18 protein-coding genes are annotated in these 26,761 nt (G+C 70.4%); 15 read left to right on the plus strand and 3 right to left on the minus strand.

The features are described 5' to 3' along the window. Positions 1 to 339 precede the first annotated feature (339 nt). The 7 genes from ABIE67_RS33590 (at position 340) to ABIE67_RS33620 (ending at position 11,317) form a co-directional block, all read left to right on the plus strand. Complete coding sequence (locus tag ABIE67_RS33590) at positions 340 to 2,019, plus strand: extracellular solute-binding protein (protein ID WP_370265132.1); 1,680 nt, start codon at positions 340 to 342, stop codon at positions 2,017 to 2,019. Continuing rightward, positions 2,019 to 3,080 carry an ABC transporter permease gene (locus ABIE67_RS33595; protein WP_370265133.1) on the plus strand — a complete coding sequence of 354 codons (1,062 nt, stop codon included), beginning with the start codon at positions 2,019 to 2,021 and terminating at the stop codon, positions 3,078 to 3,080. Before ABIE67_RS33590 ends, ABIE67_RS33595 begins: the two co-directional genes overlap by 1 nt. Next, the gene (locus ABIE67_RS33600; protein ID WP_370265134.1) at positions 3,077 to 4,003 is read left to right on the plus strand and encodes a carbohydrate ABC transporter permease; all 927 of its coding nucleotides are present in this window, start codon (positions 3,077 to 3,079) and stop codon (positions 4,001 to 4,003) included. Before ABIE67_RS33595 ends, ABIE67_RS33600 begins: the two co-directional genes overlap by 4 nt. A 135-nt stretch (positions 4,004 to 4,138) precedes the next feature. Then, positions 4,139 to 6,367 (plus strand): 1,4-beta-glucanase, encoded by a 2,229-nt coding sequence (locus tag ABIE67_RS33605; RefSeq protein ID WP_370265135.1) that lies wholly within the window; start codon positions 4,139 to 4,141, stop codon positions 6,365 to 6,367. Then, positions 6,367 to 8,349 (plus strand): beta-galactosidase, encoded by a 1,983-nt coding sequence (locus tag ABIE67_RS33610; RefSeq protein ID WP_370265136.1) that lies wholly within the window; start codon positions 6,367 to 6,369, stop codon positions 8,347 to 8,349. Before ABIE67_RS33605 ends, ABIE67_RS33610 begins: the two co-directional genes overlap by 1 nt. Then, positions 8,346 to 10,550, plus strand: coding sequence for a glycoside hydrolase N-terminal domain-containing protein (locus ABIE67_RS33615; RefSeq protein ID WP_370265137.1), 2,205 nt, complete (start codon positions 8,346 to 8,348; stop codon positions 10,548 to 10,550). Before ABIE67_RS33610 ends, ABIE67_RS33615 begins: the two co-directional genes overlap by 4 nt. Positions 10,551 to 10,600: 50 nt before the next feature. Further along, positions 10,601 to 11,317 (plus strand): hypothetical protein, encoded by a 717-nt coding sequence (locus tag ABIE67_RS33620; RefSeq protein WP_370265138.1) that lies wholly within the window; start codon positions 10,601 to 10,603, stop codon positions 11,315 to 11,317. Between the two features lie 42 nt (positions 11,318 to 11,359). On the opposite strand, the gene ABIE67_RS33625 is transcribed toward ABIE67_RS33620, so the two are convergent. The 3 genes from ABIE67_RS33625 to ABIE67_RS33635 all read right to left on the minus strand — a co-directional run bounded on the left by ABIE67_RS33625 (position 11,360) and on the right by ABIE67_RS33635 (position 15,827). Beyond that, on the minus strand, positions 11,360 to 12,547 hold the full coding sequence (locus ABIE67_RS33625; protein WP_370265139.1) for a sulfotransferase: 1,188 nt from the start codon (positions 12,545 to 12,547) through the stop codon (positions 11,360 to 11,362). A 109-nt stretch (positions 12,548 to 12,656) separates the two neighbouring features. Further along, on the minus strand, positions 12,657 to 14,708 hold the full coding sequence (locus ABIE67_RS33630; RefSeq protein WP_370265140.1) for a TIM-barrel domain-containing protein: 2,052 nt from the start codon (positions 14,706 to 14,708) through the stop codon (positions 12,657 to 12,659). A gap of 102 nt (positions 14,709 to 14,810) precedes the next feature. Then, positions 14,811 to 15,827, minus strand: a complete 1,017-nt coding sequence (locus ABIE67_RS33635; protein WP_370265141.1) for a LacI family DNA-binding transcriptional regulator — start codon at positions 15,825 to 15,827, stop codon at positions 14,811 to 14,813. Positions 15,828 to 16,206: 379 nt separating this feature from the next. Here ABIE67_RS33635 and ABIE67_RS33640 point away from each other — a divergent pair, with 379 nt between their 5' ends. The 8 genes from ABIE67_RS33640 (at position 16,207) to ABIE67_RS33675 (ending at position 26,721) form a co-directional block, all read left to right on the plus strand. Next, positions 16,207 to 17,016 carry an endo-1,4-beta-glucanase gene (locus ABIE67_RS33640; RefSeq protein ID WP_370265142.1) on the plus strand — a complete coding sequence of 270 codons (810 nt, stop codon included), beginning with the start codon at positions 16,207 to 16,209 and terminating at the stop codon, positions 17,014 to 17,016. Positions 17,017 to 17,126: 110 nt separating this feature from the next. Then, positions 17,127 to 19,061, plus strand: coding sequence for an acyl-CoA dehydrogenase family protein (locus ABIE67_RS33645; protein ID WP_370265143.1), 1,935 nt, complete (start codon positions 17,127 to 17,129; stop codon positions 19,059 to 19,061). 127 nt (positions 19,062 to 19,188) lie between these two features. Continuing rightward, positions 19,189 to 20,445 carry a 1-deoxy-D-xylulose-5-phosphate reductoisomerase gene (dxr, locus tag ABIE67_RS33650; RefSeq protein ID WP_370265144.1) on the plus strand — a complete coding sequence of 419 codons (1,257 nt, stop codon included), beginning with the start codon at positions 19,189 to 19,191 and terminating at the stop codon, positions 20,443 to 20,445. A gap of 8 nt (positions 20,446 to 20,453) precedes the next feature. Continuing rightward, positions 20,454 to 21,746 (plus strand): RIP metalloprotease, encoded by a 1,293-nt coding sequence (locus ABIE67_RS33655; protein ID WP_370269199.1) that lies wholly within the window; start codon positions 20,454 to 20,456, stop codon positions 21,744 to 21,746. A gap of 202 nt (positions 21,747 to 21,948) precedes the next feature. Next, positions 21,949 to 23,106 carry a flavodoxin-dependent (E)-4-hydroxy-3-methylbut-2-enyl-diphosphate synthase gene (ispG, locus tag ABIE67_RS33660; RefSeq protein WP_370265145.1) on the plus strand — a complete coding sequence of 386 codons (1,158 nt, stop codon included), beginning with the start codon at positions 21,949 to 21,951 and terminating at the stop codon, positions 23,104 to 23,106. Positions 23,107 to 23,398: 292 nt separating this feature from the next. Next, complete coding sequence (locus ABIE67_RS33665) at positions 23,399 to 24,247, plus strand: GNAT family N-acetyltransferase (protein ID WP_370265146.1); 849 nt, start codon at positions 23,399 to 23,401, stop codon at positions 24,245 to 24,247. Between the two features lie 114 nt (positions 24,248 to 24,361). After that, complete coding sequence (locus tag ABIE67_RS33670) at positions 24,362 to 24,946, plus strand: GNAT family N-acetyltransferase (protein WP_370265147.1); 585 nt, start codon at positions 24,362 to 24,364, stop codon at positions 24,944 to 24,946. A 71-nt stretch (positions 24,947 to 25,017) separates the two neighbouring features. Continuing rightward, positions 25,018 to 26,721 (plus strand): proline--tRNA ligase, encoded by a 1,704-nt coding sequence (locus tag ABIE67_RS33675; RefSeq protein ID WP_370265148.1) that lies wholly within the window; start codon positions 25,018 to 25,020, stop codon positions 26,719 to 26,721. Positions 26,722 to 26,761 lie beyond the last annotated feature (40 nt).

Genomic DNA, 26,761 nt, shown 5'->3' on the forward strand with positions numbered 1-26,761 from the left:
GAAGCGCTTCGATGCTGATTCGATCCGGGGGTGGGTGTCAAGACACCTCGGCGATACAACTCCGACTCCTGACCGTTATTTCAAGCGCCGTAAGAGAGCGTCCGGATCCTCCATACCCCCCAGGAATCTTGGAATCGACCCTTGTGCGCCCCCATGCCTTCACTTAACCTCGCAGCAACATCGAAGCGCTTCGACTAGTTCGACTGCGAGGCTCGCCCGCTTCCGGGGTGCCCCTCGGCCGTGGTCGCAGGATCGCTTCAGCTCAGCCAGTTCCACTTAAGACACCGCAGCCGACGGCCTACCGCCGGGTGTCCAGGTGCGCCATGAAGGGTTGACGCAATGACGCCGAACGCCGACTCCGCCCCCTCCGGACCCAGCCGGAGAAGCTTCCTCGCCTCCACGGCGGTCGCCACCGCAGCGGTGGCGGGTGGGATGCCGCTGCTCGCCGCCTGCGGCGGTTCGGAATCCGGTTCGCGGGAGGGTGCCACTTCGGGCAAGGCAGCGGACAAGCTGCTCCCGGCCTACGTCGCCAGCACCGTCGCCCAGCCGGACCTGCCGTCGAAGAACGGTTCGGCGGCCGGCTACACGGGCAAGGTCGACCTCGCGGCCCTGAAGACCTCGGTCCCGGAGAAGCTCGGCACCGGCGCCTCCTTCAAGGTCATGTCCCCGTTCTGGGGCTCCCCGCCCAAGCCCGGGAACCCCTACTACACGGCACTCGACGCCGCGGCGGGCACCAAGATCACCTGGCAGAACCAGGACGGCAACACCTACGGCCAGAAGCTCGGCGCCGTCCTCGCCTCCAGCTCCATACCCGACATGGTGGTCGTGCCCGGCTGGGAACTGGTCGGCAAGATCTCCAACGCGGTCACCGCGAAGTTCATGGACCTCGGCCCCTACCTGGCGGGCGACAAGGTCAAGAAGTACCCGAACCTGGCCGCGATCCCCTCCGACGCCTGGCGCATGGGCATCTTCGGCGGCGCGCTGCGCGGCATCCCGATGCCGGCCGCCACCGCGAGCTGGATCACGCCCCAGTACCGCAAGGACCTCTTCGACAAGAAGGGCTACTCGGTACCCAAGTCGCCCGACGAGTTCATGAGCTGGGCCAAGGAGGCGACCAGCTCCAAGGCCAAGGTGTGGGCCTGCGGCGACATGTCCTGGAGCGCATGGAACATCTTCGGTGTCCGCGGCTCCGGCACGATCGGCTGGGACATCGGGGACGACGGCAAGCTGACGTACCGCATCGAGCAGCCCGAATACCTCGAGGCCCTGGAGTGGGTCCGCAAGCTGTTCGCCGCCGGCGTGGTCCATCCCGACGACAAGGCGCGCTCGGGGGACCCGGGCCAGCGGTTCACCGCCGGGCAGATCCTGGTCTACAACGCCAACATCGCCGACTGGTACGGGAAGACCGCCGAACAGGCCCAGTCCAACCCGGACCTCGAGATCGACGCCATCGACATCTTCGGCGCGGACGGCGGTGACCCGACGCTGTACGCGTCCCAGCCCGCCACCATCTGGTCGCTGATCCGCAAGGGCGCCTCGAAGGAGACCGTGGAGAACGCGCTGGCCGCCGCCGACTTCGCGGCCGCGCCCTACGGCACCAAGGAGCGGATGCTCGTCGACTACGGCGTCGAGGGCACCCACTACACCGTCAAGGACGGCGTCCCGGTCAAGAACGACCTCGGCAACTCCGAGGTGCTCAACGCCTGGGTGATGCTGGCCGCGCCGGCCGCCTACTACGCCCACCCCGACTTCCCCGAGGTCGCCCGCAAGCAGGTCGAGTGGCAGCAGCGGATGGGCGCCTTCATGAAGAAGACGTCGACGTTCGGCATGAACATCGTCGAGCCGTCCCGCTACGCCAACCTCTCCAGCCAGTTCGAGCAGCTGGAGATCGACTACGTGCGCGGCAACCGGAAGCTGTCGGACGTCCAGGCGGCCATCTCCACCTGGAGGTCCTCCGGCGGCGACAAGCTGCGTGACTGGTACAAGGAGCTCATCGACAAGAACGGCAGCGGCAACTGATGTCTCTCACGGCCGGGAGCAGGCCCGACGGGACTCGTCCCCCCGCGGCCGTCGAGGAACCGACGGCCGCGGTCGCCACCGCGGTGGTGAAGGCTCGGGTGCCGGGCAAGGCGGGCCGGGCGGGCCGGGCGGGCAGGGTTCCCTTCCGGATCCGGTGGCGTCGCGACCGCGCGCTCATCCTGATGACGCTGCCCGTCATCGTCCTTCTGTTGCTCTTCAACTACGTCCCGCTGCTCGGCAACGTGGTCGCCTTCCAGGACTACGACCCGTACGTCTCCAGCAACGGTGTCACGGCGATCTTCCACAGCCCGTGGGTGGGCGTGGAGCAGTTCTCGCGGATGATGGACGACCCGCTGTTCTGGAGCGCGGCGAAGAACACCATCGTCCTGTTCGTGCTCCAACTGGTGCTGTTCTTCCCGGTTCCCATCGCCCTCGCGCTGCTCATCAACAGCGTGATCCGGCCCCGGGTGCGGGCGGTGGCGCAGGCGATCATGTATCTGCCGCACTTCTTCTCGTGGGTCCTCGTGGTCACCGTGTTCCAGCAGATCTTCGGCGGCGCGGGCATCATCGCCCAGACCCTGGAGGACCACGGCTGGAGCGGCTTCGACCTGATGACCAACGCGGACCTCTTCAAGTACCTGGTCACCGCGCAGGCCGTGTGGAAGGACGCCGGCTGGGGGATCATCGTCTTCCTCGCGGCGCTGGCCGCGGTCAGCACCGACCTGTACGAGGCCGCCGCCATGGACGGCGCCGGGCGCTGGCGCCGCATGTGGCATGTCACGCTGCCCGCGCTGCGCCCGGTGATCGCGCTGCTGCTGGTCCTGCGGGTGGGTGACGCGCTGAGCGTCGGATTCGAGCAGTTCCTGCTCCAGCGCTACGCGGTGGGTGCGGGGGCCAGTGAGGTCCTCGACACCTATGTGTGGAACATGGGTATCCAGAACGGCGACTTCAGCTACGCGGCCGCTGTCGGCCTCGTCAAGGGAGCCATCGGAGTGTGTCTCGTCCTGGGTGCGAACAAGTTCGCGCACCTGCTCGGCGAGCAGGGGGTGTACAAGAAATGAGCCTCAACACGCAGCTCATCCGCAGCCTCAAGGCTCCCGCCCGCCCCGTGTGGGAGGAGCCGCCGAGCAAGGTGGGACTCACAGCGAAGGGCGGCTTCCTGCTCCTGTGCTGTCTGGGGGTGCTCGGCCCGCTGTGGATCGTGATCGTCACCAGCCTCTCCCCGAAACCGGTAATCGACCGGGTCGGCGGGCTCGTCGTGATCCCCCAGGGCATCACCTTCGTCAACTACACGGAGTTGCTCAGCGGCGGCCAGGTCAGCCGGGCGATCATGGTGTCGGTCGGGGTCACCCTCGTCGGCACGCTGTTCTCCATGGCGGTGTCGGTGCTCGCGGCCTACGGGCTGTCCCGGCCGGGCAGTCTGGGGCACCGGTTCTTCCTGATGACCATGATGGCGACCATGTTCTTCGGCGCCGGGCTCATTCCGACGTATCTGCTGGTGCAATCGCTCGGGCTCACCGACACCTATCTGTCGCTGATCCTGCCGAGCGCGGTCAGTGTCTTCAACATCCTGGTGCTGCGGGCGTTCTTCATGGGGATCTCGCCCGAACTCACCGAGTCCGCGCGCATCGACGGGGCCAGTGATCTGCGCATCCTGCTGACCATCATCATGCCGCTGTCGCGGGCCGTGCTGGCCGTCATCTCGCTGTTCTACGCGGTCGGGTACTGGAGCGCCTGGTTCAACGCCTCCATCTATCTCACCGACCAGCAGATGATGCCGCTGCAGAACGTGCTCATCCAGCTGGTCCAGAAGAACACCGAGGCGCCGACCGGTCTTCAGCAGGCGGTGCGTACCGGTCAACTCTCCGCGCTGGGGCTGCAGATGGCTGTCATGGTCCTCGCGCTGATTCCCGTCGCGGTCGCCTCTCCGTTTGTCCAGCGGCACTTCAAGAAGGGCATGTTGACCGGCGCGGTCAAGGGCTGACGGTCACTTTTGGGAGAACAGCGCCACAGGGCCACCGGTTGTTCGCCGTCTGCGGCTTCGTTGTGGCTGGTCGCGCAGTTCCCCGCGCCCCTAGGTAGGTATCCGCATCCCCCCTTTGTAAGAACGAGGTACGTCATGCGCTCGTCCCAGCCCAGCAGAAGAACAGTTCTCGCCGGGACCGCGGCCGCCGCCGCGCTCACAGCCCTTCCGCCCCTGGCAGGGCAAGCGGCCCTCGCCGCGCCCGCCCCCGTGGCCGCCGCCGGCGGAGCCTACCGCTGGCGCACCGCCGTCATGGGCGGCACCGGATTCGTCACCGGCGTTCTCTTCCACCCCTCCGTCCGCGGCCTCGCCTACGCCCGTACCGACATCGGGGGTGCCTACCGCTGGGACGACCGGACCGACCGCTGGATCCCGCTGACCGACCACCTCGGCTGGGACGACTGGAACCTGCTCGGCGTGGAGGCCATGGCCGTCGACCCGGCCCACCCGAACCGGGTGTACCTCTCCCTCGGCACCTACGCCCAGTCGTGGGCCGGCAACGGGGCCGTGCTGCGGTCCGACGACCGCGGCGCCACCTGGAAGCGCACCGACCTCACCGTGAAGCTCGGGGCCAACGAGGACGGGCGGGGTGCGGGGGAGCGGCTGCTCGTGGATCCGCGGGACAGCGACACGCTGTGGCTGGGCACGCGGCACGACGGGCTGCTCAAGTCGACCGACCGGGGCGCCACCTGGCAGGCCGCGAGCTTCCCGGCCACGCCCAGCGCCACCGGCCAGGGCATCACGCTCCTCGTCGCCGCGGGCCGCAGCGTCTACGCCGGCTGGGGCGACTCCGACGGCACCGCCGGCAAGCCCAGCCTGTACCGCACCTCCGACGGCACGACCTGGGAGGCCGTTCCCGGTCAGCCGACCGGCACCGCGGCCAAGGTGCCGATCCGCGCCGCGTACGACAAGCACACGCGCGAGCTGTACGTGACGTACGGCAACGCGCCCGGCCCCAACGGGCAGTCCGACGGCAGCGTGCACAAGCTGCGCACCATCGACGGGAAGTGGACCGAGGTCACCCCGGTGAAGCCCGGCGGGGCGACGAGCGACGGCGGGACCGACACCTTCGCCTACGGCGGTGTCGCCGTCGACGCCCGCCGGCCCGGCACCGTCGTCGTCTCCACCAACAACCGCTGGACGCTGGTCGACACCCTGTACCGGACCACCGACGGCGGCCGCAGCTGGAAGTCCCTGAAGGACAAGGCCGTCCTCGACGTCTCCGAGACCCCCTTCCTCACCTTCGGCGCCGACGCGCCCAAGTTCGGCTGGTGGATCCAGGCCGTCGCCGTCGACCCCTACGACTCCAAGCACGTCGTCTACGGCACCGGCGCGACCCTCTACGGCACGCGGGACCTGAAGCACTGGGCCCCGCAGATCCGCGGCCTGGAGGAGGCGTCCGTACGCCAGCTGATCTCGCCCCCGGCCGGAACAGCGCATCTGATCAGCGGCAACGGCGACATCGGCGTGATGTACCACGAGTCGCTCACGGCGTCGCCCTCGCGCGGCATGGCCTCGAACCCCGTGTTCGGGTCGGCCACCGGTCTCGCCCTGGCGGCGGCCAAGCCGTCGTACGTCGTCCGGACCGGCTGGGGGGACAACGGCAACGGCGCCTACTCGAACGATGGCGGGCAGACGTGGGCGCCCTTCAAGACGCAGCCCGCGATCGCCAAGGACGCCCCGGGGCCGATCGTCACCAACGCCGACGGCAGTGTGCTGCTGTGGTCCTTCGCGCACTGGGATGGCACCATCTACCCGACCCAGCGCTCGGCCGACAACGGCGCCACCTGGGCCGAGGTCGCCTCCCTGCCGAAGGGCGCCGCGCTGGTCGCGGACCCGGTCGACCCGAAGCGCTTCTACGCCTTCGACACCGCCACCGGCACCCTCCACGCCAGCACCGACGGCGGCCTGACCTTCGCCGCCCGGGCCACCGGTCTGCAGTCCGGCGACAAGGAGTTCCAGCTGGCCGCTGCCCCGGGCCGGTCCGGTGACCTGTGGCTGAGCCTCAAGTGGAACGGGCTGTACCGCTCCACCGACGGCGGCGCCGCCTTCACCAAGGTCAGCAGCTGCGGGGCCTCGTACACCCTCGGCTTCGGCAAGGCCGCCCAGGGCGCCTCCTACCCGGCGGTCTACATGGTCGGCTCCACCGAGACGATCACCGCCGTGTACCGCTCCGACGACGAGGCGAAGAGCTGGACGCGGATCAACGACGACCAGCACCAGTGGGGCTGGACCGGCGCCGCCATCACCGGCGACCCGAGGGTGTACGGCCGTGTCTACGTCGCCACCAACGGTCGGGGTGCGCAGTACGGGGAGCCCGTCTGATGCCGGAGCGAGAAGGGCCCGCCCTGAGCGACGCCACCCGTGGGCGGCTCCTCTTCGGCGGCGACTACAACCCCGAGCAGTGGCCCGAGGAGACCTGGCACGAGGACGTCCGCCTGATGAAGGCCGCCGGCGTCAACTCGGTCACCCTCGGTGTCTTCTCCTGGTCGAGGCTGGAACCGGAGCCGGGCGCACGGGAGTTCGGCTGGCTGGACACGCTGATGGACCTGATGCACGAGAACGGCATCGGCGTCGTCCTCGCCACCCCGACCTCCTCGCCCCCGCCCTGGATGGGCCGGCTGCACCCCGACACGCTGCCCGTCACCGAGGACGGCCGCACCGAGTGGTGGGGCGGCCGGCAGCACTTCTCGCACTCCAGCGCCACCTACCGGCGCTACGCCGCCGCCATCACCGAGGACCTGGCCGCCCGCTACGGCGGCCACCCGGCCCTGACGATGTGGCACATCAACAACGAGTACTGCACCTTCGACTACGGCGACGAGGCCGCGGCCGCCTTCCGCCGCTGGCTGCGGGAGAGGTACGGCACCCTCGACACCCTCAACGAGGCCTGGGGCACCGCCTTCTGGAGCCAGGGCTACGACACCTGGGACGGGATCCTGCCGCCCCGCCTGCCGCACTACATGCGCAACCCCACCCAGGTCCTGGACTTCCGGCGCTTCACCTCCGACATGCTCCTGGAGTGCTACGTCGCCGAGCGCGACATCGTCCGCCGCCACACCCCGCACCTCCCGGTCACCAGCAACTTCATGCCGCTGTGGTTCGGGCAGGACGCCTGGCGCTGGGCCGAGGAGGAGGACGTGGTCTCCGTCGACATCTACCCCGACCCGCGCGACCCGCTCGGCGCCCAGAACGGCGCCCTCGTGCAGGACATGACCCGCTCCCAGGCACGCGGGCCCTGGATGCTCATGGAGCAGGCGGCCGGGCCGGTCAACTGGCGGGGCGTCAACCACCCCAAGCCCCGGGGCCTCAACCGCCTGTGGTCCCTCCAGGCCGTGGCCCGCGGCGCCGACGCCGTCTGCTACTTCCAGTGGCGGCAGTCCCGGCAGGGCGCGGAGAAGTTCCACTCCGGCATGGTCAGCCACGCCGGCGAGGACGGCCGTACGTACCAGGAGGTCAAGCAGCTCGGCGCGGACCTCGCGAGGATCGCTCCGGAGGTGTCGGGCCGGCACAGCGGCGCCGACGTCGCCGTCCTGCACGACTGGCACGCCTGGTGGGCCGGCGCCCAGGACGGCCGCCTGTCCCAGCGGGTCGACCACGCCGACGTACTCAAGAGCTGGCACCGCGCCCTGTGGCAGGCCCACCTCACCACCGACTTCGCCCACCCCGAGCACGACCTGTCCGCGTACCGGCTCGTCGTCGTACCGCAGCTGTACCTCCTCACGGACGCGGCGATCGAGAACCTCCTCGCCTACGTCCGCCAGGGCGGCACCCTCGTCTGCGGCTTCCTCACCGGCGTCGCCGACGAGGACGACCGGGTCCGGCCCGGCGGCATGGACGCCCGGCTGCGCGAGCTGTTCGGCATCCGGACCCTGCACGAGTGGTGGCCGCTGGACGCCGGGGAGACCGTCGCCTGCGAGGGCTTCCGGGGATCCCTGTGGTCCGAGGAACTGGAGGCCGACGCCACCGCCGACGAGACCCTCCCGTACAAGGGCGGTGAACTCGACGGACTGCCCGCCGTCCTGCGCAAGGACCGGGCCTGGTACGTCTCCACGCTCCCGGAGCCGGACGCGCTGCGCGACCTGCTGGCCCGCATCGCGGCCGGCACGGGCGCCCGGCCGGTGCTCGACGGCCTCCCGGACCACGTCGAGGCGGTACGCCGGGGCGAGGTGCTGTTCGTGCTGAACCACGGCCGTGAGCCGGTGACCGTGGAGGTGCCCGGCACCCACCACGACCTGCTGACGGGGTCGGCCGTCACGGACCGGCTCACCCTCGGCCGCTACGACGTGGCGGTACTGCGGCCATGACCCGAACCCCGGTCCACGGCACCTGGGAGCCGCAGCCGGCCGCCCGCTGGGAGGACGCCTTCCTCAGCGGCAACGGCCACCACGGCGCCCTAGTGTTCGGTGACCCGAACGACGACCGTGTCATCGTCACCCATCACACCCTGGTGCGTCCCAACGGCAGCGACCCCCGGCCCCCGCGGCTCGCCGCCGAACTCCCCGCCCTCCAGGACCGCCTCCTGGCGGGCGACCGCTCCGCCGCGGAGAGCTTCACCGACGGCCGCCCGCTCCAGTGGGTGCAGCCCTTCCACCCCGCCTTCCAGATCCGGCTGCACAGGGCGCCCGGCGAAGGGCACGGCTACCGCCGGTCCGTCGACTTCGCCACGGGCGTCGTCCGGGCGGAGTGCGCCGGCTGGACCGGCGAGGTCTTCGTCTCCCGCGCCGACGACGTGATCGTCCAGCGCGTCACGGCCCCCGGCGCCGCCCTCGGCATCTCCCTGGACCACGGCCTCCCCGGCGCCCCCGCCGGACTGGCCGTCGGCCACGGAGCAGTCCTCACCCCCGAGGGCGCCCTGCTGAGCCTGCGCGCCCGCTACCCCGGGAGCGACCGCGCCTTCACCGGCGTCACGCTGATCGCCGTCACCGGCGGCACGACGGCCCTGGGGCGTGTCGCGAAAGTCCCTCCGGGCGCGCACATCGAGGGAGCCCGCTCCGTCCTGCTCCTCACCCGCGTGCGCCGGCACACCGGCGAACTCGACGTGAGCGCGGAGGGCCGCGCCCTGCGCGAGCTGGCGGCCCTGGAGTACGACGAACTCCTCTCGCGCCATGTCGCCCTCCACCGCACCGCCTACGAGCGCGTCACCCTCGACCTCGCCGCCGCCCCGGCCGAACGGGCCCTGCCCGGCTCCGAGTTGCTGAAGCGGCCGCACGCCGCCGCCCTGCTGGAGCGGCTGTTCGCGGCCGGCCGCTACCACCTGCTGTCCGCCAGCGGCCTCCTCCCGCCCCGGCTGACCGGCCTGTGGACCGGCGACTGGAACACGGCCTGGTCGGGCGCGTTCACCAACGACGCCAACCTCAACCTGCAGACCGCCTCCGCCGCGGCCGCCGCCCTCCCCGAGGTCACCGCGGCCCACGCCGCGCTGATCCAACGCCAGTTGCCCGACTGGCGCGACAACGCCCGCGCGGTCTTCGGCACCCGGGGGGTGGTGGCCCCCGCCCACACCGACGGCGAGTCGGGCCACTCGTACCACTTCAGCCGCGAATACCCCCTGCACCTGTGGACCGCCGGCGCCGACTGGCTGCTCAAACCCCTCGTCGACCACGACGAGACCTATGGCGCCCGCGACCCGCGCACCGCCGCCGCCCTCGCCGAAGTCGGCCGCTTCTACGAGGACTTCCTCACCCGGACCGACGACGACGGCCGGCTGGTCGTCGTCCCCTCCTACTCACCCGAGAACCGCCCGGCGAACGCGAGCTGGGGCACGCTCAACGCGGCCATGGACCTCTCGGCGGCCCGGCACGCGCTGCTCACGGCCGCCGACTACCACCCGGAGCACGCCGACCGCTGGCGCGGGCTCGCCGACCGCCTGCCGCCGCACCGGATCAACGCCGACGGTGCCCTCGCCGAATGGGCCTGGCCCGGCCTGGAGGACACCTACGACCACCGTCACCTCAGCCACCTCTACGGCGTCTGGCCGCTCGACGAGATCACCCCGTACGACACCCCCGACCTCGCGGCGGCCGCCCACCGTGCCCTCGCACTGCGCGGCGCCGAGAACGACTCCGCGCACGGCCACCTGCACCACGCCCTGATCGCGGCCCGCCTCCGGGACGGCGACCGGATCGCTCACGCCCTCGACCAGGTCCTGGGTGGCGACTTCTTCCACACCTCCCTGATGAGCGCCCACTACCCGAAACGGGACGTGTACTACGCGGACGCCGCGCACACCCTGCCCGCCGTACTGATCGAGATGCTCGTGCAGTCGACCCCGGACCGGCTGGTCCTGCTGCCCGCCCTTCCCCCCACCTTCCGGGAGGGCCGGCTCCGGGGCGTCCGCACCCGGTTCGGCGCCGAGGTCGACCTGACCTGGACGCCCGAGGGAGCCACGGCCGTCCTCAGGCCGTCCCGCTCCCTCCGCATCGAACTCCGGACTTCCCCCGGCGACGCACAACCGCTCGACCTCGTCGCCGGGGAAGACCACGTCCTCACCCTGGGGACGTGGTAATCCCCCCCGCAAATCCCCCGCAATTCCCCCCACCCATGGAAAGGGACACCATGGCAAAGAGCGCACTGCGCAAGATCACCATGGCCGTGCTGGCCCCGGCGATGGCCGTCGGCGCCACCGTCGGACTGGCCTCCGCCCCCGCCTCGGCCGCGGTCTGGAACTCCTGCGACCAGTGGGGCAACACCAGCCTGAACGGCTACACGCTCTACAACAACATCTGGGGCTCCGGCGCCGGCAGCCAGTGCATATGGGCCAACTCCGGCACCAACTGGGGTGTCTGGGCCAACCACCCCAACACCGGCGGCATCAAGTCCTACCCCAACTCCAAGAAGGTGATCAACAAGACGATCGCCTCTCTCGGCTCGCTCACCAGCAGCTACAACGTCACCGTCCCGTCGTCCGGCGCGTACAACACGTCGTACGACATCTGGGACACCGACTACGACTACGAGATCATGCTCTGGGTCAACTACAACGGAGCCGTCGGCCCGCTCGGCACCTCGCAGGGCAACGTCACCCTCGGCGGCCACACCTGGACCGTCTACAAGGGCAACAACGGCGCCAACGAGGTCTTCTCATTCCTGCGGACCTCCGACTCCACGTCCGGAACCGTGAACATCAAGCCGATCCTCACCTGGATCTCGGGCACCAAGGGCTGGATGTCCTCCAGCGAGACCATCGGTGACGTCCAGTTCGGCTACGAGATCACCTCGTCGTCCGGCGGCCTGGACTTCACCACCAACAACCTGACCGTCAGCAGCAGCTGAGGTGTCATCAGGGCCGGGGCCGGTCCGCTCCTGTCGCTTGCGTCAGGCGCGGTCGACCTCGGCCCGCAGTGCGTTGTAGTCCGCGAAGGCGGATTCCACCTCGGCCCGGGTCAGGTCGTAGCGGGCCAGGTCGTAGGTGTGACGCCGGGTGCCCTTGGGGCGGGCCACGGCCCCGGGGAGGCGGGCCGCCCGGGACTCGGTCCAACGGGCGCCGACGGCCGCGTAGAGCTTGGGGGCGCCGGACTCCGGATCCGAGCCCAGCCAGGAGTACGGCACGTCCACCAGCTGCTCCGCGGGAATGCCGGCCCGGGCCGCCAGACCGCGCGTCATCGCGCGGCTCAACAGGTCGAGCCAGGCGGCGCCGATGCCGGCCAGGTCCGGCGGACGGGTGCTGACCGCCATGCCGTGCTCGATCAGACTGCAGAAGGACGCCACGGCGGTGACCGGGTCGCGGTGGCACCACACGATCGTGGCGTCGGGGAACACGGAGAGCAGGGCGTCCAGGTTCTCCAGGTGCATGGGGGACTTCAGCATCCAGCGGCGGCGCGGGCGGCCGTACTGGAGCACCTGGTAGACCTGCTTGAGGTACCGGTAGTCGGGGACGAAGTCCCGCTCGCAGTGCCAGTCCCGGTACTCGGGGATACGGGCCTGGGAGAACGGCATCAGGGCGTGCGGGAGCGCGAACGTACACTCCTCCGGGCCCTCGGCCGCCATCGCGTGGATGTCACGGAAGCGCGGTGCGAACAGGTCGGTGCCCTGGACCATCCGGCGCCCGGCCGTGATCGCCTTTCGCCGCTGCCGGGGCGCCAACTCCAGGTCGGGTGCCAGCAGTTCCCACAGCAGCGGGCTGCGGTGTTCGTCCGACAGCGACAGCACGGCGTGGGTGACGGTGGTCGCCGTGCGGGGCAGGCCCACGACGAACACCGGCCGCTCGATCGGCTCCCGCTCGATCTCCGGACGCTCGGCGATCAGCCGCCGGACACGGGCCCGGTTGGTGAGATGGCGGCGCACATGCACCTGCGCCGACTGCCAGCCGACCGGGGTGAGCCGGTCGGCCCGCGCCCACCAGCCCAGCAACGACCGGAAGTCCTCCACGAACTGCCGGTCACCGGGCGCTTCCCCGGCCGCTACGGCGATCCTGTCGAAGACCCGGCCGGGATCGCGCCGCGAGCCGAAGGCCGGGCGCACCAGCAGATTGGCGAGGGCGAGAGCGAGCGGAGACGAGGACATCCGGAGAACCTACCCCGCCGAACTCTCCTGCGGCGAACGGAAGTTGGCCGGACATGCGGAGGAGGGTGGCCGGAAGACCTCCACCGTCCGGCCACCCCCTCCGACACGGCTACTCCGCTACAGGCAGCCGTGCCCCGTCCCGCAGGAACAGCGGGATGCGGTCCAGCGGGGCGTCGACCGTCACGGTCGTACCGCCCTCGTACGTCTCCCCGGTCCACGCGTCCGTCCAGTGCGCCCCCGCCGGAAGATACGTCGTCCAGGTGGTGGCCCCGGCCGTGAGGACCGGCGCGACCAGCAGGTCACGCCCGAACAGATAGGCGTCGTCGACCGACCAGGCGGCCTCGTCCTCCGGGAACTCCAGGAACAGCGGCCGCATCACCGGCAGGCCCTCCTCGTGGGCCTCGCGCATGACATCGAGCACGTACGGCTTCAGGCGCTCGCGCAGCCGCAGGTACTGCTCCAGGATCGCGCCGGCCTCCTCGCCGTAGGACCACACCTCGTTCGGACCGCCGGTCATCTGCGGGCCGAGCGGCATGCCCGGGTCGCGGAAGCCGTGCAGGCGCATCAGCGGGGACAGGGCGCCGAACTGGAACCAGCGGACCATCACCTCGCGGTAGGCCGGGTCGTCCGGGTCGCCGCCGTGGAAGCCGCCGATGTCCGTGTTCCACCAGGGGATGCCGGACAGCGCGGTGTTGAGGCCGGCCGCGATCTGGCGGCGCAGGGTCGGGAAGTCGGTCCCGATGTCGCCGGACCACAGGGCGGCGCCGTAGCGCTGGCTGCCCGCCCAGGCGGAGCGGTTGAGGGTGACGATCTCCTCCTCGCCGGACGCGAGCAGGCCCTCGTAGAAGGTGCGGGCGTTCTCGGCCGGGTAGATGTTGCCGACCTCCAGGCCCGGACCCGTCCAGTAGCGCAGGTTCTCCTGGAAGCCCGGCTTCAGCTCCGGCTCGCAGGCGTCCAGCCAGAAGGCCGTGATGCCGTACTGGTCGAGGTAGTTCCGCTTGACCTTGGACCACACGAACTCACGGGCGTCGGGGTTGGTGGCGTCGTAGAACGCCACCTGGACCGTGGAGGCCACCTCCTTGTCGGGCCAGTCGGCGTGGGCCATCGGCCCGTACTGGGTGCCGATGAAGTAGCCGCGCTGCTCCATGACCGGGTGGTTCTCGGAGAGCGGGGAGACCGACGGCCAGACGGACACGACGAGCTTGATGCCGAGCTCGTCCAGCTCGCGCACCATCGCCGCCGGGTCCGGCCACTCCTTCGGGTCGAACTTCCACTCACCGAGGTGGGTCCAGTGGAAGAAGTCGCAGACGATGACGTCGATGGGCAGGCCGCGCCGCTTGTACTCCCGCGCCACGGCGAGGAGTTCGTCCTGGGTGCGGTAGCGCAGCTTGCACTGCCAGAAGCCGGCCGCCCACTCCGGCAGCATCGGCGTACGCCCGGTCGCCGCGCTGTAGCGGCGCTGGCCGTCGGCCGGGCTGCCCGCGGTGATCCAGTAGTCGATCTGGCGGGCGGAGTCGGCGACCCACCGGGTGCCGTTGTGGGCGAGCTCCACGCGGCCGATCGCCGGGTTGTTCCACAGCAGGGTGTAGCCACGGCTGGAGGACAGGACCGGGATGCCGACCTCGGCGTTGCGCTGGACCAGGTCGAGGACCAGGCCCTTCTGGTCGAACCGGCCGTGCTGGTGCTGGCCGAGGCCGTACAGCTTCTCGTCCTCGTAGGCGGCGAAGCGCTGCTCCAGGCGGTGGTAGCCGTTGCCGACGGCGGTGTACAGGCGCGAGCCCGGCCACCAGAAGTGCGCGCGCTCCTCGGCGAGCACCTCCGTGCCGTCCTCGGTGCGCAGGAACCGGATCAGGCCCTCGGCGTCGACCTCGACGGTCAGTGCCCCGACGGTCAGGACCCCCACCCCGTCCTCGATCTTGACGGTGGACTCGGTCGCCGGGGCGGACTCCAGGAGCGCGCCGGGCAGCCCGTCGAGAATGGGGCCGCCGAGCCGGGCACGGACCCGGACCGCGTCAGGACCCCACGGCTCGACCCGTACGGTCTCCTGGCGACCGCTCCACTCCAGTGCGCCGTCCCGCTCGCGGAACGTGCCGACGGTCGGGGAGGACTGCGCGAGGCTGACCGTGCCTGGCTGGGGCTGGTTTTCGGCAGACTGATTCACGTGGCTCTCCTGAAGAGGGCAGCGGGTGCAGACAAGGGGGTGCCCGGGAGAGGCACGGTGAGGGGGGTGGGGGAGGGGGTGACTGGAGTGTGGGCGGGACGGTCAGTGGGAGGCGGACGGCGCCGGGCCCGTGCTCGCCCGGTTGGTCAACTCGGGGGCGATCAGCACGACTTCGTCGCTCCCGCGCCCCTCGAGCTTGGCGACCAGCTGCTCCACGGCATGCCGGCCCATCTCCTGCGCGGGAATGGAGACCGACGTCAGCCGCACCGAGGCCTGGACGGCGACCTGGTCGGGGCAGACGCCGACCACCGACACGTCCTCGGGCACGGCACGGCCCTGCTGGCGCAGCAGGGCGAGCAGCGGCTCGACCGCCGACTCGTTCTGCACGACGAACCCCGTGGTGCCCGGGCGTTCGTCGAGGATGCGGGCGAGGGTGACGGCCATCGCGTCGTACCCGCCGTCGCACGGCCGGTGCAGCAGGCGCATCCCCAGCTCCTGGGAACGCAGCCGCAGCCCGTCGAGCGTGCGCTCGGCGAAACCGGTGTGCCGCTCGTAGACGGCCGGGGCCTCTCCTATGACAGCGATGTCGCGGTGCCCCAGCATCGCCAGATGCTCCACACACAGCGCGCCGGTCGCCTTGAAGTCGAGATCGACGCAGGTCAGCCCGGAGGTGTCGGCCGGCAGCCCGATCAGCACGGACGGCTGGTCGGTGCCGCGCAGCAGCGGCAGCCGTTCGTCGTCCAGCTGGACGTCCATCAGGATCATCGCGTCGGCCAGGCCGCTGCCGGTGACGCGGCGAACGGCGTCGGGGCCCTCCTCGCCGGTCAGCAGCAGGACGTCGTAGCCGTGGGTGCGGGCCGTGGTGGCCACCGCTATGGCGATCTCCATCATCACCGGCACGTACATGTCGGTGCGCAGCGGGATCATCAGCGCGATGATGTTCGACCTGCTGCTGGCCAGGGCGCGGGCGCCCGCGTTCGGGTGGTAGCCGAGTTCGCGGATGCTCTCCTCGACCCGCGTCCGGGTGGTCGCGGAGATGGACCGCTTGCCGCTGAGGACATAGCTCACCGTGCTCGCCGAGACTCCGGCGTGCTGGGCGACCTCGGCGAGGGTGACCATCCAGCTCTCCAAGCTTTGTGAAGCGCTTCGACAGTGCGCGCTACGTACAGGGGCGGGTGTGAGGGTGGTTCGACAGTAGCTCCACCGGGGGTGGGTGTCCATAGGTTGTCGAAGCGCTTCGATTCCGATTTCCGGCGGGGCGCGCGATCCTCGGTGTCGTTCTCGCCGGGGCGTCGGCGCCGGGCGCGCCGCGGGGCCGGGGACGGCCTTCCGGGGCTTGGGTCCCTGCCTACCACGACCGGCCGTGGGGGGCCATGGAGCGGGGCACGTCGAGGGCGTTCCCGCCGATCCGGCGGCAACCTTCCGGGGGCTCCGCGGCCACTGAGGGGGCGTAACCGATCCACGCGCAACCGATCCACCCCCCGGAAGGACCGCCCCCATGCAGCACCGCCGCCCCCGTCTGTCCAAGAAGGCGAAGACCCTCGTCTCCGGCGCGGTCGCCCTCGCGGCCGCCGCCGGCGTCACCGTCGCCCAGGCGGACGAGTCGAGCAAGAAGTGCGCGGCCTTCGACACGATCACGCTGGGCAAGTACTACGTGAACAACAACCTCTGGAACGAGGGCAAGTACACCGGCACCCAGTGCGTCTGGGACAACTCCCGGTCGGGCTCGACGATCTCCTGGGGCACGAACTACAGCCTGGCCAACAGCGGCACCGGCAAGGACCACGACGTGAAGTCGTACGCGTCCACCGTCCTCGGCTGGCACTGGGGCTGGAAGGTCGACAAGGCGACCACGGGCCTGCCGATCCGCGTCGGCGACCGCAGGCCGGTGCGGACCAGCTGGGAGTTCTCGGTCAGCTCCGACCCCGGCATCATGAACGTCGCCCACGACCTGTGGCTGCACGGCAAGAACACCGCGGACTGGCAGGACCAGCCCACCGACGAGGTCATGATCTGGCTCAACCGCCAGGGCGGCGCCGGGCCACTGGGCACCAAGTACGGCAGCGTCAGCCTGGGCGGCGCGATGTGGGACATCTACGAGGGCGACATCGGCTGGAAGGTCCACTCCTTCGTCCGCCGCGCCAACACCACGAAGGCCACGCTCAACCTCGACGACTTCACCCAGGCACTCGTCCGGCGCAATCTGCTCAGCAACGACAAATACGTCTCCGGCATCGAGTCCGGCACCGAGGTCTTCAAGGGCACGGGCCGTCTGGACACCCAGGCGTACTCCGTCAACATCGGCTGAACGGCTGCGCGCAGGGTGGTGGGGTCGTCCGGAATCGGGTACATACGATCGGGTAGCACCCGTCGGTAACCATACGGCCCAAGATCCCGATTCGCGGCGAGGTGAGCCTCATGTCCGCAGTACCCACGAAGCCTACTGTCAGTGAGCGTGAGGCCCGCCAAGTGGCTGAGGCGGCCCGGCAACAGGAATGGCGCAAGCCCAGCTTCGCCAAGGAACTGTTCCTCGGCCGCTTCCGCCTCGACCTCATCCACCCCCACCCGATGCCCACCGACGAGGCCGCCCAGCGCGGCGAGGAGTTCCTCGCCAAACTGCGCGACTTCGTCGAGACGAAGGTCGACGGCGCCCTGATCGAGCGCGAGTCCCGCATCCCCGACGACGTGATCGACGGGCTCAAGGAACTCGGCGCCTTCGGCATGAAGATCGACACCAAGTACGGCGGCCTCGGCCTCGGACAGGTCTACTACAACAAGGCCCTCACCCTGGCCGGCTCGGCCTCCCCGGCGATCGGCGTCCTGCTCTCCGCCCATCAGTCGATCGGCGTACCGCAGCCGCTGAAGCTGTTCGGCACCCCGGAGCAGAAGGAGCGGTTCCTGCCGCGCTGCGCCCGCACCGACATCAGCGCCTTCCTGCTGACCGAGCCCGACGTGGGCTCCGACCCGGCCCGCCTCGCGACCTCCGCCGTACCGGACGGCGACGACTACGTCCTCGACGGGGTCAAGCTGTGGACGACCAACGGCGTGGTCGCCGACCTCCTCGTCGTCATGGCACGCGTACCGAAGTCCGAGGGCCACAAGGGCGGCATCACGGCCTTCGTCGTGGAGACCAACTCGCCCGGCATCACGGTCGAGAACCGCAACGCCTTCATGGGCCTGCGCGGCATCGAGAACGGCGTCACCCGCTTCCACCAGGTCCGCGTGCCGGCTGCCAACCGCATTGGCCCCGAGGGCGCCGGCCTCAAGATCGCCCTCACCACCCTCAACACAGGGCGGCTGTCCCTCCCCGCGTCCTGCGTCGCCGCCGGCAAGTGGTGCCTGAAGATCGCCCGCGAGTGGTCGGCGGCCCGCGAACAGTGGGGCAAGCCGCTCGCCCACCACGACGCGGTCGGCTCGAAGATCTCCTTCATCGCGGCCACCACCTTCGCCCTGGAGGCCGTCACCGACCTGGCCTCGCAGATGGCCGACGAGGACCGCAACGACATCCGCATCGAAGGCGCCCTCGCCAAGCTGTACGCCTCCGAGATGGCCTGGACGATCGCCGACGAACTCGTCCAGATCCGCGGCGGGCGCGGCTTCGAGACCGCCGAGTCGCTCCGGGCCCGCGGTGAGCGCGCGGTCCCCGCCGAGCAGGTCCTGCGCGACCTGCGCATCAACCGCATCTTCGAGGGCTCGACGGAGATCATGCACCTCCTGATCGCCCGCGAGGCAGTCGACGCCCACCTGTCGGTCGCCGGTGACCTCATCGACCCCGAGAAGTCCCTCCAGGACAAGGCGAAGGCGGGCGCGAACGCCGGCGTCTTCTACGCCAAGTGGCTGCCGAAGCTGGTCGCGGGCCAGGGTCAGCTGCCGTACTCGTACGGCGAGTTCAAACGTCAGGTCGACCTCTCCCCGCATCTGCGCTACGTCGAACGCACCTCCCGCAAGCTCGCCCGCTCCACCTTCTACGCCATGTCCCGCTGGCAGGGCCGCATGGAGACCAAGCAGGGCTTCCTCGGCCGGGTCGTCGACATCGGCGCCGAACTGTTCGCGATGAGCGCGGCCTGTGTCCGCGCCGAGCACCTGCGCGGCCAGGGCGAGCACGGCCGCGAGGCCTACCAGCTCGCCGACGCCTTCTGCCACCAGTCCCGGCTGCGCATCGAGGAACTCTTCGGCCGGCTGTGGTCCAACACCGACGACCTCGACCGCAAGGTCGTCAAGGGCGTGATGTCGGGCACGTACGAGTGGCTGGAGCAGGGCATCGTCGACCCGTCGGACGACGGCTCCCCGTGGATCGCGGACGCGACGCCCGGCCCGAGTCAGCGGGAGAACGTGCATCGCCCGATCAGGTGACCGACGGCCCGAGAGGGCCCGAGAGTCCGTGAGGGGTCACTGTCCGCGGTGACCCCTCACCATCCTGTTACCCGCCCGATGGGGATGCCCTGTCCTCCCTGTCAGTCCTTCCGGCCACAATGGGGGAATGAGCGACAGTCCAGCCCCACTCGCCGACCCCCACCTGGTCTACGACCCCGTAGCGGGCGACGGTCCCAAGGACGTGGTGATCCTCGGCTCCACCGGCTCGATCGGCACCCAGGCCATCGACCTCGTGCTGCGCAACCCCGACCGGTTCCGGGTCACCGCCCTGTCCGCCAACGGCGGCCGGGTCGCCCTCCTCGCCGAGCAGGCCTACCGGCTGAAGGCACGGACCGTCGCGGTCGCCCGCGAGGACGTCGTACCGGCCCTGCGCGAGGCGCTCGCCGCCCAGTACGGCACGGGGGAGCCGCTCCCCGAGATCCTCGCCGGCCCGGAGGCCGCCACCCAGGTCGCCGCCTCCGACTGCCACACCGTCCTCAACGGCATCACCGGCTCCATCGGACTCGCCCCCACCCTCGCCGCCCTGGAGGCGGGCCGTACCCTCGCGCTCGCCAACAAGGAGTCCCTGATCGTCGGCGGGCCGCTGGTCAAGGCCCTCGCCAAGCCCGGGCAGATCATCCCGGTCGACTCCGAGCACGCCGCCCTGTTCCAGGCGCTGGCGTCCGGCACGCGCGCGGACGTCCGCAAGCTCGTCGTCACGGCGTCCGGCGGCCCCTTCCGCGGCCGCACCAGGGCCGAGCTGGCGAACGTGACGGTCGAGGACGCCCTGGCCCACCCCACCTGGGCCATGGGCCCGGTCATCACGATCAACTCCGCGACCCTGGTCAACAAGGGCCTGGAGGTCATCGAGGCGCACCTGCTCTACGACATTTCCTTCGACCGCATTGAGGTGGTCGTGCATCCCCAGTCGTATGTTCACTCGATGGTTGAGTTCACGGACGGATCCACGATCGCCCAGGCGACGCCCCCCGACATGCGCGGGCCGATCGCCATCGGCCTCGGCTGGCCCGAACGTATTCCCGACGCCGCGCCCACCTTCGACTGGAGCAAGGCCTCGACCTGGGAGTTCTTCCCCCTCGACAACGACGCGTTCCCGTCGGTCAACCTGGCACGCCACGTCGGAGAGCTCGCGGGCACGGCACCCGCGGTGTTCAATGCGGCCAACGAGGAGAGCGTGGAGGCCTTCCGGGCCGGCGCGCTGCCGTTCAACGGGATCATGGAGACCGTGACGCGGGTGGTGGAGGAGCACGGCACCCCGCCGGCGGGAACTTCCCTGACCGTCGCGGACGTCCTCGAAGCGGAGACCTGGGCCCGCAGGCGGGCACAGGAACTGGCGGCACACACGGCGGAGGCCCGTGCATGACGACCCTGATGTTCATCCTCGGCATAGTGCTGTTCGCGGTCGGGCTGCTCTTCTCGATCGCCTGGCACGAGCTGGGCCACCTGTCCACGGCCAAGCTGTTCGGCATCCGCGTGCCGCAGTACATGGTCGGCTTCGGGCCGACCCTCTGGTCGCGGAGGAGGGGCGACACCGAGTACGGCGTCAAGGCGATCCCGTTCGGCGGCTACATCCGCATGATCGGCATGTTCCCGCCCGGCCCCGACGGCCGTCTCGAAGCCCGCTCGACCTCACCCTGGCGCGGCATGATCGAGGACGCCCGCTCGGCCGCGTTCGAGGAGCTCAAGCCGGGTGACGAGACCCGCCTCTTCTACACGCGCAAGCCGTGGAAGCGGGTCATCGTGATGTTCGCGGGCCCCTTCATGAACCTCGTCCTGGCGGTGGGCCTGTTCCTCACCGTGCTGATGGGCTTCGGCATCCAGCAGCAGACCACCACCGTCAGCTCGGTCTCCCAGTGCGTCATCGACCAGAAGGAGAAGCGCGAGGACTGCAAGGCGTCCGACGACAAGTCCCCGGCCGCGGCCGCGGGCATGAAGGCCGGCGACAGGATCGTCTCCTTCGGCGGCGTACGCACCGAGGACTGGAACACCCTCTCCGACCTCATCCGCGACAGCGCCGGCAAGGACGTGCCGATCGTCGTCGACCGCAAGGGCGAGGAAGTGACCCTGCACGCGACGATCGCCACCAACTGGGTCGTGAAGAAGGACGCCGGCGGAGCGTACGTCGAGGGCAAGTACGTCCAGGCCGGCTTCCTCGGCTTCAGCGCCGCCACCGGCGTCGTCAAACAGGACTTCGGCGACTCGGTGACCTGGATGACCGACCGGGTCGGCGAGGCCGTCGACTCCCTCGTGGCCCTGCCCTCCAAGATCCCCGCACTGTGGGACGCGGCCTTCGGCGACGGCCCGCGCGAGCCGGACTCCCCGATGGGCATCGTCGGCGCGGCGAGGGTGAGCGGCGAGATCGCGACCCTCGACATCCCGGCCTCGCAGCAGCTGGCCACCTTCGTCTTCCTGCTGGCCGGCTTCAACCTCTCCCTGTTCCTCTTCAACATGCTCCCGCTGCTGCCGCTCGACGGCGGCCATATCGCGGGCGCCCTGTGGGAGTCGCTGCGCCGCACCACGGCGAAGGTGCTGCGCCGCCCGGACCCGGGCCCGTTCGATGTGGCGAAGCTGATGCCGGTGGCGTACGTGGTCGCAGGAATCTTCGTCTGCTTCACGCTCCTCGTACTCGTGGCGGACGTGGTTAACCCGGTCAGAATCTCCTAGTCACACGGCGTTCGAGGCGGCCCGGGATCGTATGTCCCGGGCCGCCTTCCATTGAGTGGGTTTACGGGCCGGTGGGGGTCCCCCGCCGAGTGCATTCGAGGTGGGGGAGTGCTGGGGTGAGGCCCGGTGCCGTAATCTCGAAGCCTGGAGCCCGCTGCTGACGGGACCGGACCTTGATCCACGACTTGGGGTTGCACAGCACATGACTGCGATTTCTCTCGGCATGCCGTCCGTTCCGACCAAGCTCGCCGAGCGCCGGAAGAGCAGGCAGATCCAGGTCGGGACGGTGGCGGTGGGCGGCGACGCCCCGGTCTCGGTGCAGTCGATGACGACGACCCGTACGTCCGACATCGGCGCCACCCTCCAGCAGATCGCCGAGCTCACCGCGTCCGGCTGCCAGATCGTGCGGGTGGCCTGCCCCACGCAGGACGACGCGGACGCCCTCTCGACCATCGCCCGCAAGTCGCAGATCCCGGTGATCGCGGACATCCACTTCCAGCCGAAGTACGTGTTCGCGGCGATCGAGGCCGGCTGCGCCGCGGTGCGCGTCAATCCCGGCAACATCAAGCAGTTCGACGACAAGGTCAAGGAGATCGCGCGGGCCGCCAACGACCACGGCACCCCGATCCGTATCGGCGTCAACGCCGGCTCGCTCGACCGGCGCCTGCTGCAGAAGTACGGCAAGGCGACCCCGGAGGCCCTGGTCGAGTCGGCGCTCTGGGAGGCGTCCCTCTTCGAGGAGCACGACTTCCGGGACATCAAGATCTCGGTGAAGCACAACGACCCGGTCATCATGATCGAGGCGTACAAGCAGCTGGCCGCCCAGTGCGACTACCCGCTCCACCTCGGGGTGACCGAGGCCGGTCCCGCCTTCCAGGGCACGATCAAGAGCGCGGTCGCCTTCGGCGCCCTCCTCTCCCAGGGCATCGGCGACACGATCCGCGTCTCGCTGAGCGCGCCCCCCGCAGAGGAGGTCAAGGTCGGCCTCCAGATCCTGGAGTCCCTGAACCTCAAGCAGCGCGGCCTGGAGATCGTCTCCTGCCCGTCCTGCGGCCGCGCCCAGGTCGACGTCTACAAGCTGGCCGAGGAGGTCACGGCGGGCCTGACCGGCATGGAGGTCCCCCTCCGGGTGGCCGTCATGGGCTGTGTCGTCAACGGCCCCGGCGAGGCCCGCGAGGCCGACCTCGGCGTCGCCTCCGGCAACGGCAAGGGCCAGATCTTCGTCAAGGGCGAGGTCATCAAGACCGTCCCCGAGTCCAAGATCGTCGAGACCCTCATCGAGGAGGCCATGAAGCTGGCCGAGCAGATGGAGGCGGACGGCGTGGAGTCGGGCGAGCCGTCGGTGGCGGTGGCCGGCTGAGAGGGTTTCCCGCCCCCGTCGCCCCTACCCGTCCCATCCTTCTGGGGCTCCGCCCCAGACCCCGCTCCTCGAACGCCGGAGGGGCTGGATTTGGCCCTGAGGGGGCGGCAGCCCTCCCTCCCGTGGCGCGGGGAACCGCGCGATCAGCCCCCAACCACCCGCAGTCGCCAACCCTTCCCAGCGGCCCGAGCTCATAGGCGCCCGGCCCAGCGGCGCAGCCGAGGGGCGGCGTGGCTCAGCTTCCGCAGGTACAGTGCGGGGACCAGCAGAACCCCAGCGTGAGGCCCCGTACGTGTTGACCCAGACCACCTCACGGGTGCTCGAACCGAGCGACCTGGACGCCGCGCTCGCCATTCTCGACAGCGAGCCGGTCGTGAACGCCTTCGTGACGTCCCGGGTCCAGGTCGCCGGCCTCGACCCGTGGCGCCTCGGCGGCGAGATGTGGGGCTGGTACGAGGGCGGCATGCTGACCTCCCTCTGCTACGCGGGCGCCAACCTCGTCCCGATCTGCGCGGGCCCCCGAGCGGTACGCGCCTTCGCCGACCGAGCCCGCCGTGCCGGCCGCCGCTGCTCCTCCATCGTCGGCCCCGCCGATGCCACCGCCCAGCTCTGGCGCCTGCTGGAACCCAACTGGGGTCCGGCCCGCGAGGTCCGCTCCCACCAACCGCTCATGGTCACCGACCACATGCCGGCCGACATCACCCCGGATCCGTACGTCCGCCGCATCCGCAAGGACGAGATGGAGACGATCATGCCGGCGTGCGTGGCGATGTTCACCGAGGAGGTCGGCGTATCGCCGCTCGCGGGGGACGGCGGCCTGCTCTACCAGGCCCGGGTCGCCGAACTCGTCGGCTCCGGACGGTCCTTCGCCCGCCTCGACCAGAACGGCAAGGTCGTCTTCAAGGCGGAGATCGGCGCCGCGACCGACCGCGCCTGCCAGATCCAGGGTGTATGGGTTGCCCCGGAGTACCGCGGCCAGGGCCTCGCTGCCCCCGGAATGGCAGCGGTCCTGCGCCATGCCCTGGCGGATGTCGCCCCGGTGGTCAGCCTCTACGTCAACGACTTCAACACGGCGGCGAGAAGGACGTACACCAGGGTGGGTTTCCAAGAGGTCGGCGCCTTCATGAGCGTCCTGTTCTGAAACCCCCAAGGGGGCGCGGGGCTGTTTCGATATGCGGCTCCGCCGCGTGTGCGCGCGCAACCGCGGATGAGCCGCACCCGGAACACGGCGCGAACCCCCCTGTAGGCTCCCCACATGCGCCTTCCCGGTCACGCACACCGCCGCCAACCAGACGACATCGTGATCGGCCCCCTGGACCTCGCAGCCCGAGTCGACGAAGCCCTCGCCGTCCAAGCCGTGGCATTCGGACTGGGCCCCGACGAAGTAGCCGTACGCCGCCAGATCGTCCTGCGCCACATGACCTACCCGGGAGCAAGGGCCATCGGCGCCACCACAGCGGAGCGCCTGGTCGGATTCGTCTACGGCATGCCCAACGACCGCACCCACTGGTGGTCCACCGTCGTGGAGCCGTACCTCCGGGCCCAGGCCTACGACGACTGGCTCGACAACTCCTTCGTCATCACGGAACTCCACGTCCTCCCGCAGTACCAGAACCGCGGCGTGGGCCGCTCCCTGATCACCACCATCACGGACGGCGCCGCCGAGCCCCGCTCGATCCTCTCGGCGATCGACATCGAGAGCCCGGCCCGCGGCCTCTACCGCTCCCTCGGCTACCAGGACCTCGCCCGCCAGGTCCTGTTCCCGAGCGCCCCGAAGCCGTACGCCGTCATGGGCGCCCCGCTCCCGCTCCGCCGCCGGTCGGGGCAACGCCGCCGCTAACCGATTTCCACCGCCCCGTACCCCCCGGCTAACCTCCTGCCATAACCCAAACCAGCAGGAGTACGAGAACCATGGCGAACGCACCGGTCCAGCGCATGTCCCAGTTGATGGCGAAGACGCTGCGCGACGACCCGGCGGACGCCGAGGTCCTCAGCCACAAGTTGCTCGTCCGGGCCGGCTACGTCCGCCGCACGGCGGCCGGCATCTGGTCGTGGCTGCCCCTCGGCAAGCGGGTCCTCGCCAACGTGGAGCGCATCGTCCGCGAGGAGATGGACGCGATCGGCGCCCAGGAGGTGCTGCTCCCCGCCCTGCTGCCGCGTGAGCCGTACGACGCGACGGGCCGCTGGGACGAGTACGGCCAGGAGCTGTTCCGCCTCAAGGACCGCAAGGGCGGCGACTACCTCCTCGGCCCGACCCACGAGGAGATCTTCACCCTGCTGGTGAAGGACCAGGCGTCCTCCTACAAGGACCTGCCGGTCATCCTCTACCAGATCCAGCACAAGTACCGTGACGAGGCCCGTCCGCGGGCCGGCATCCTGCGCGGCCGCGAGTTCCTGATGAAGGACTCCTACTCCTTCGACACCGAGGACGAGGGCCTCGCGAAGTCCTACGCCCTGCACCGCGCGGCGTACCAGAAGATCTTCGCGCGCCTAGGCCTCGACTACCGCATCTGCGCCGCCACCGCGGGCGCGATGGGCGGCTCCAAGTCGGAGGAGTTCCTCGCCCCGGCCGGCGCCGGCGAGGACACCTTCGCGGACTGCCCGAACTGTGACTTCGCGGCCAACACCGAGGCGATCTCGTACGAGCTGAAGCCGGTGGACGCCGACGGCGTGGCCGCGCTCGAGGAGATCCCCACCCCGGACACCCCGACCATCGAGACCCTCGCCGCCCACCTCGGCGTCCCGGCCTCCGCCACCCTCAAGAACCTCCTCGTCAAGGTCGACGGCGAGATCGTCGCCGTCGGCGTCCCCGGCGACCGCGAGGTCGACATGGACAAGGTCGAGGCGCACTTCGCGCCGGCCGTCGTCGAGATGGTCACCGAGGCGGACTTCGCGGCCCGCCCCGACCTGGTCCGCGGCTACGTCGGCCCGCAGGGCCTCGGCGAGAAGGTCAAGTACATCGCCGACCCGCGCGTGGCCCCCGGCACCTCGTGGATCACCGGCGCCAACAAGGACGCCACGCACGCCAAGAATGTCGTCGCGGGCCGTGACTTCGAGGTCGGCGAGTACGTCGACGTCGTGGTCGTCCAGGAGGGCGACCCCTGCCCGAAGTGCGGCACCGGCCTCAAGCTCGACCGTGCCATCGAGATCGGCCACATCTTCCAGCTGGGCCGCAAGTACGCCGACGCCCTCAAGCTCGACGTCCTCGGCCAGAACGGCAAGCCGGTCCGGGTGACCATGGGCTCCTACGGCGTCGGCGTCTCCCGCGCCGTCGCCGCCCTCGCCGAGCAGACCGCCGACGACAAGGGCCTGTGCTGGCCCGCCGAGGTCGCCCCGGCCGACGTCCACGTGGTCGCCGCGGGCAAGGCCCTGCAGACCGAACTGGCCCTCGACGTCTCCGAGAAGCTCTCCGCGGCCGGCCTGCGCGTCCTGTGCGACGACCGGGCGGGTGTCTCGCCGGGCGTGAAGTTCACCGACTCGGAGCTGATCGGCGTACCGCAGATCCTGGTGGCCGGACGGCGCGCGGCCGAGGGGGTCGTCGAGCTCAAGGACCGCAGGACCGGTGAGCGTGAGGAGCTGACGGTGGACGAGGCGATCGCCCGCCTCACCGCGTAAAGGATCTCCTCAGAGAGTTCCACGGGGCACCAAAGGCGCC

Origin of the sequence: Streptomyces sp. V4I8, assembly GCF_041261225.1 — a bacterium.
Classification (GTDB): domain Bacteria; phylum Actinomycetota; class Actinomycetes; order Streptomycetales; family Streptomycetaceae; genus Streptomyces.

Bases quoted from the DNA above. Each gene is read 5' to 3' on its own strand.
- ABIE67_RS33590 (WP_370265132.1), top strand. From the start codon at position 340: ATGACGCCGAACGCCGACTCCGCCCCCTCCGGACCCAGCCGGAGAAGC.
- ABIE67_RS33595 (WP_370265133.1), top strand. From the start codon at position 2,019: ATGTCTCTCACGGCCGGGAGCAGGCCCGACGGGACTCGTCCCCCCGCG.
- ABIE67_RS33600 (WP_370265134.1), top strand. From the start codon at position 3,077: ATGAGCCTCAACACGCAGCTCATCCGCAGCCTCAAGGCTCCCGCCCGC.
- ABIE67_RS33605 (WP_370265135.1), top strand. From the start codon at position 4,139: ATGCGCTCGTCCCAGCCCAGCAGAAGAACAGTTCTCGCCGGGACCGCG.
- ABIE67_RS33610 (WP_370265136.1), top strand. From the start codon at position 6,367: ATGCCGGAGCGAGAAGGGCCCGCCCTGAGCGACGCCACCCGTGGGCGG.
- ABIE67_RS33615 (WP_370265137.1), top strand. From the start codon at position 8,346: ATGACCCGAACCCCGGTCCACGGCACCTGGGAGCCGCAGCCGGCCGCC.
- ABIE67_RS33620 (WP_370265138.1), top strand. From the start codon at position 10,601: ATGGCAAAGAGCGCACTGCGCAAGATCACCATGGCCGTGCTGGCCCCG.
- ABIE67_RS33625 (WP_370265139.1), bottom strand. From the start codon at position 12,547: ATGTCCTCGTCTCCGCTCGCTCTCGCCCTCGCCAATCTGCTGGTGCGC.
- ABIE67_RS33635 (WP_370265141.1), bottom strand. From the start codon at position 15,827: ATGGTCACCCTCGCCGAGGTCGCCCAGCACGCCGGAGTCTCGGCGAGC.
- ABIE67_RS33640 (WP_370265142.1), top strand. From the start codon at position 16,207: ATGCAGCACCGCCGCCCCCGTCTGTCCAAGAAGGCGAAGACCCTCGTC.
- ABIE67_RS33645 (WP_370265143.1), top strand. From the start codon at position 17,127: ATGTCCGCAGTACCCACGAAGCCTACTGTCAGTGAGCGTGAGGCCCGC.
- dxr (WP_370265144.1), top strand. From the start codon at position 19,189: ATGAGCGACAGTCCAGCCCCACTCGCCGACCCCCACCTGGTCTACGAC.
- ABIE67_RS33655 (WP_370269199.1), top strand. From the start codon at position 20,454: ATGTTCATCCTCGGCATAGTGCTGTTCGCGGTCGGGCTGCTCTTCTCG.
- ispG (WP_370265145.1), top strand. From the start codon at position 21,949: ATGACTGCGATTTCTCTCGGCATGCCGTCCGTTCCGACCAAGCTCGCC.
- ABIE67_RS33670 (WP_370265147.1), top strand. From the start codon at position 24,362: ATGCGCCTTCCCGGTCACGCACACCGCCGCCAACCAGACGACATCGTG.
- ABIE67_RS33675 (WP_370265148.1), top strand. From the start codon at position 25,018: ATGGCGAACGCACCGGTCCAGCGCATGTCCCAGTTGATGGCGAAGACG.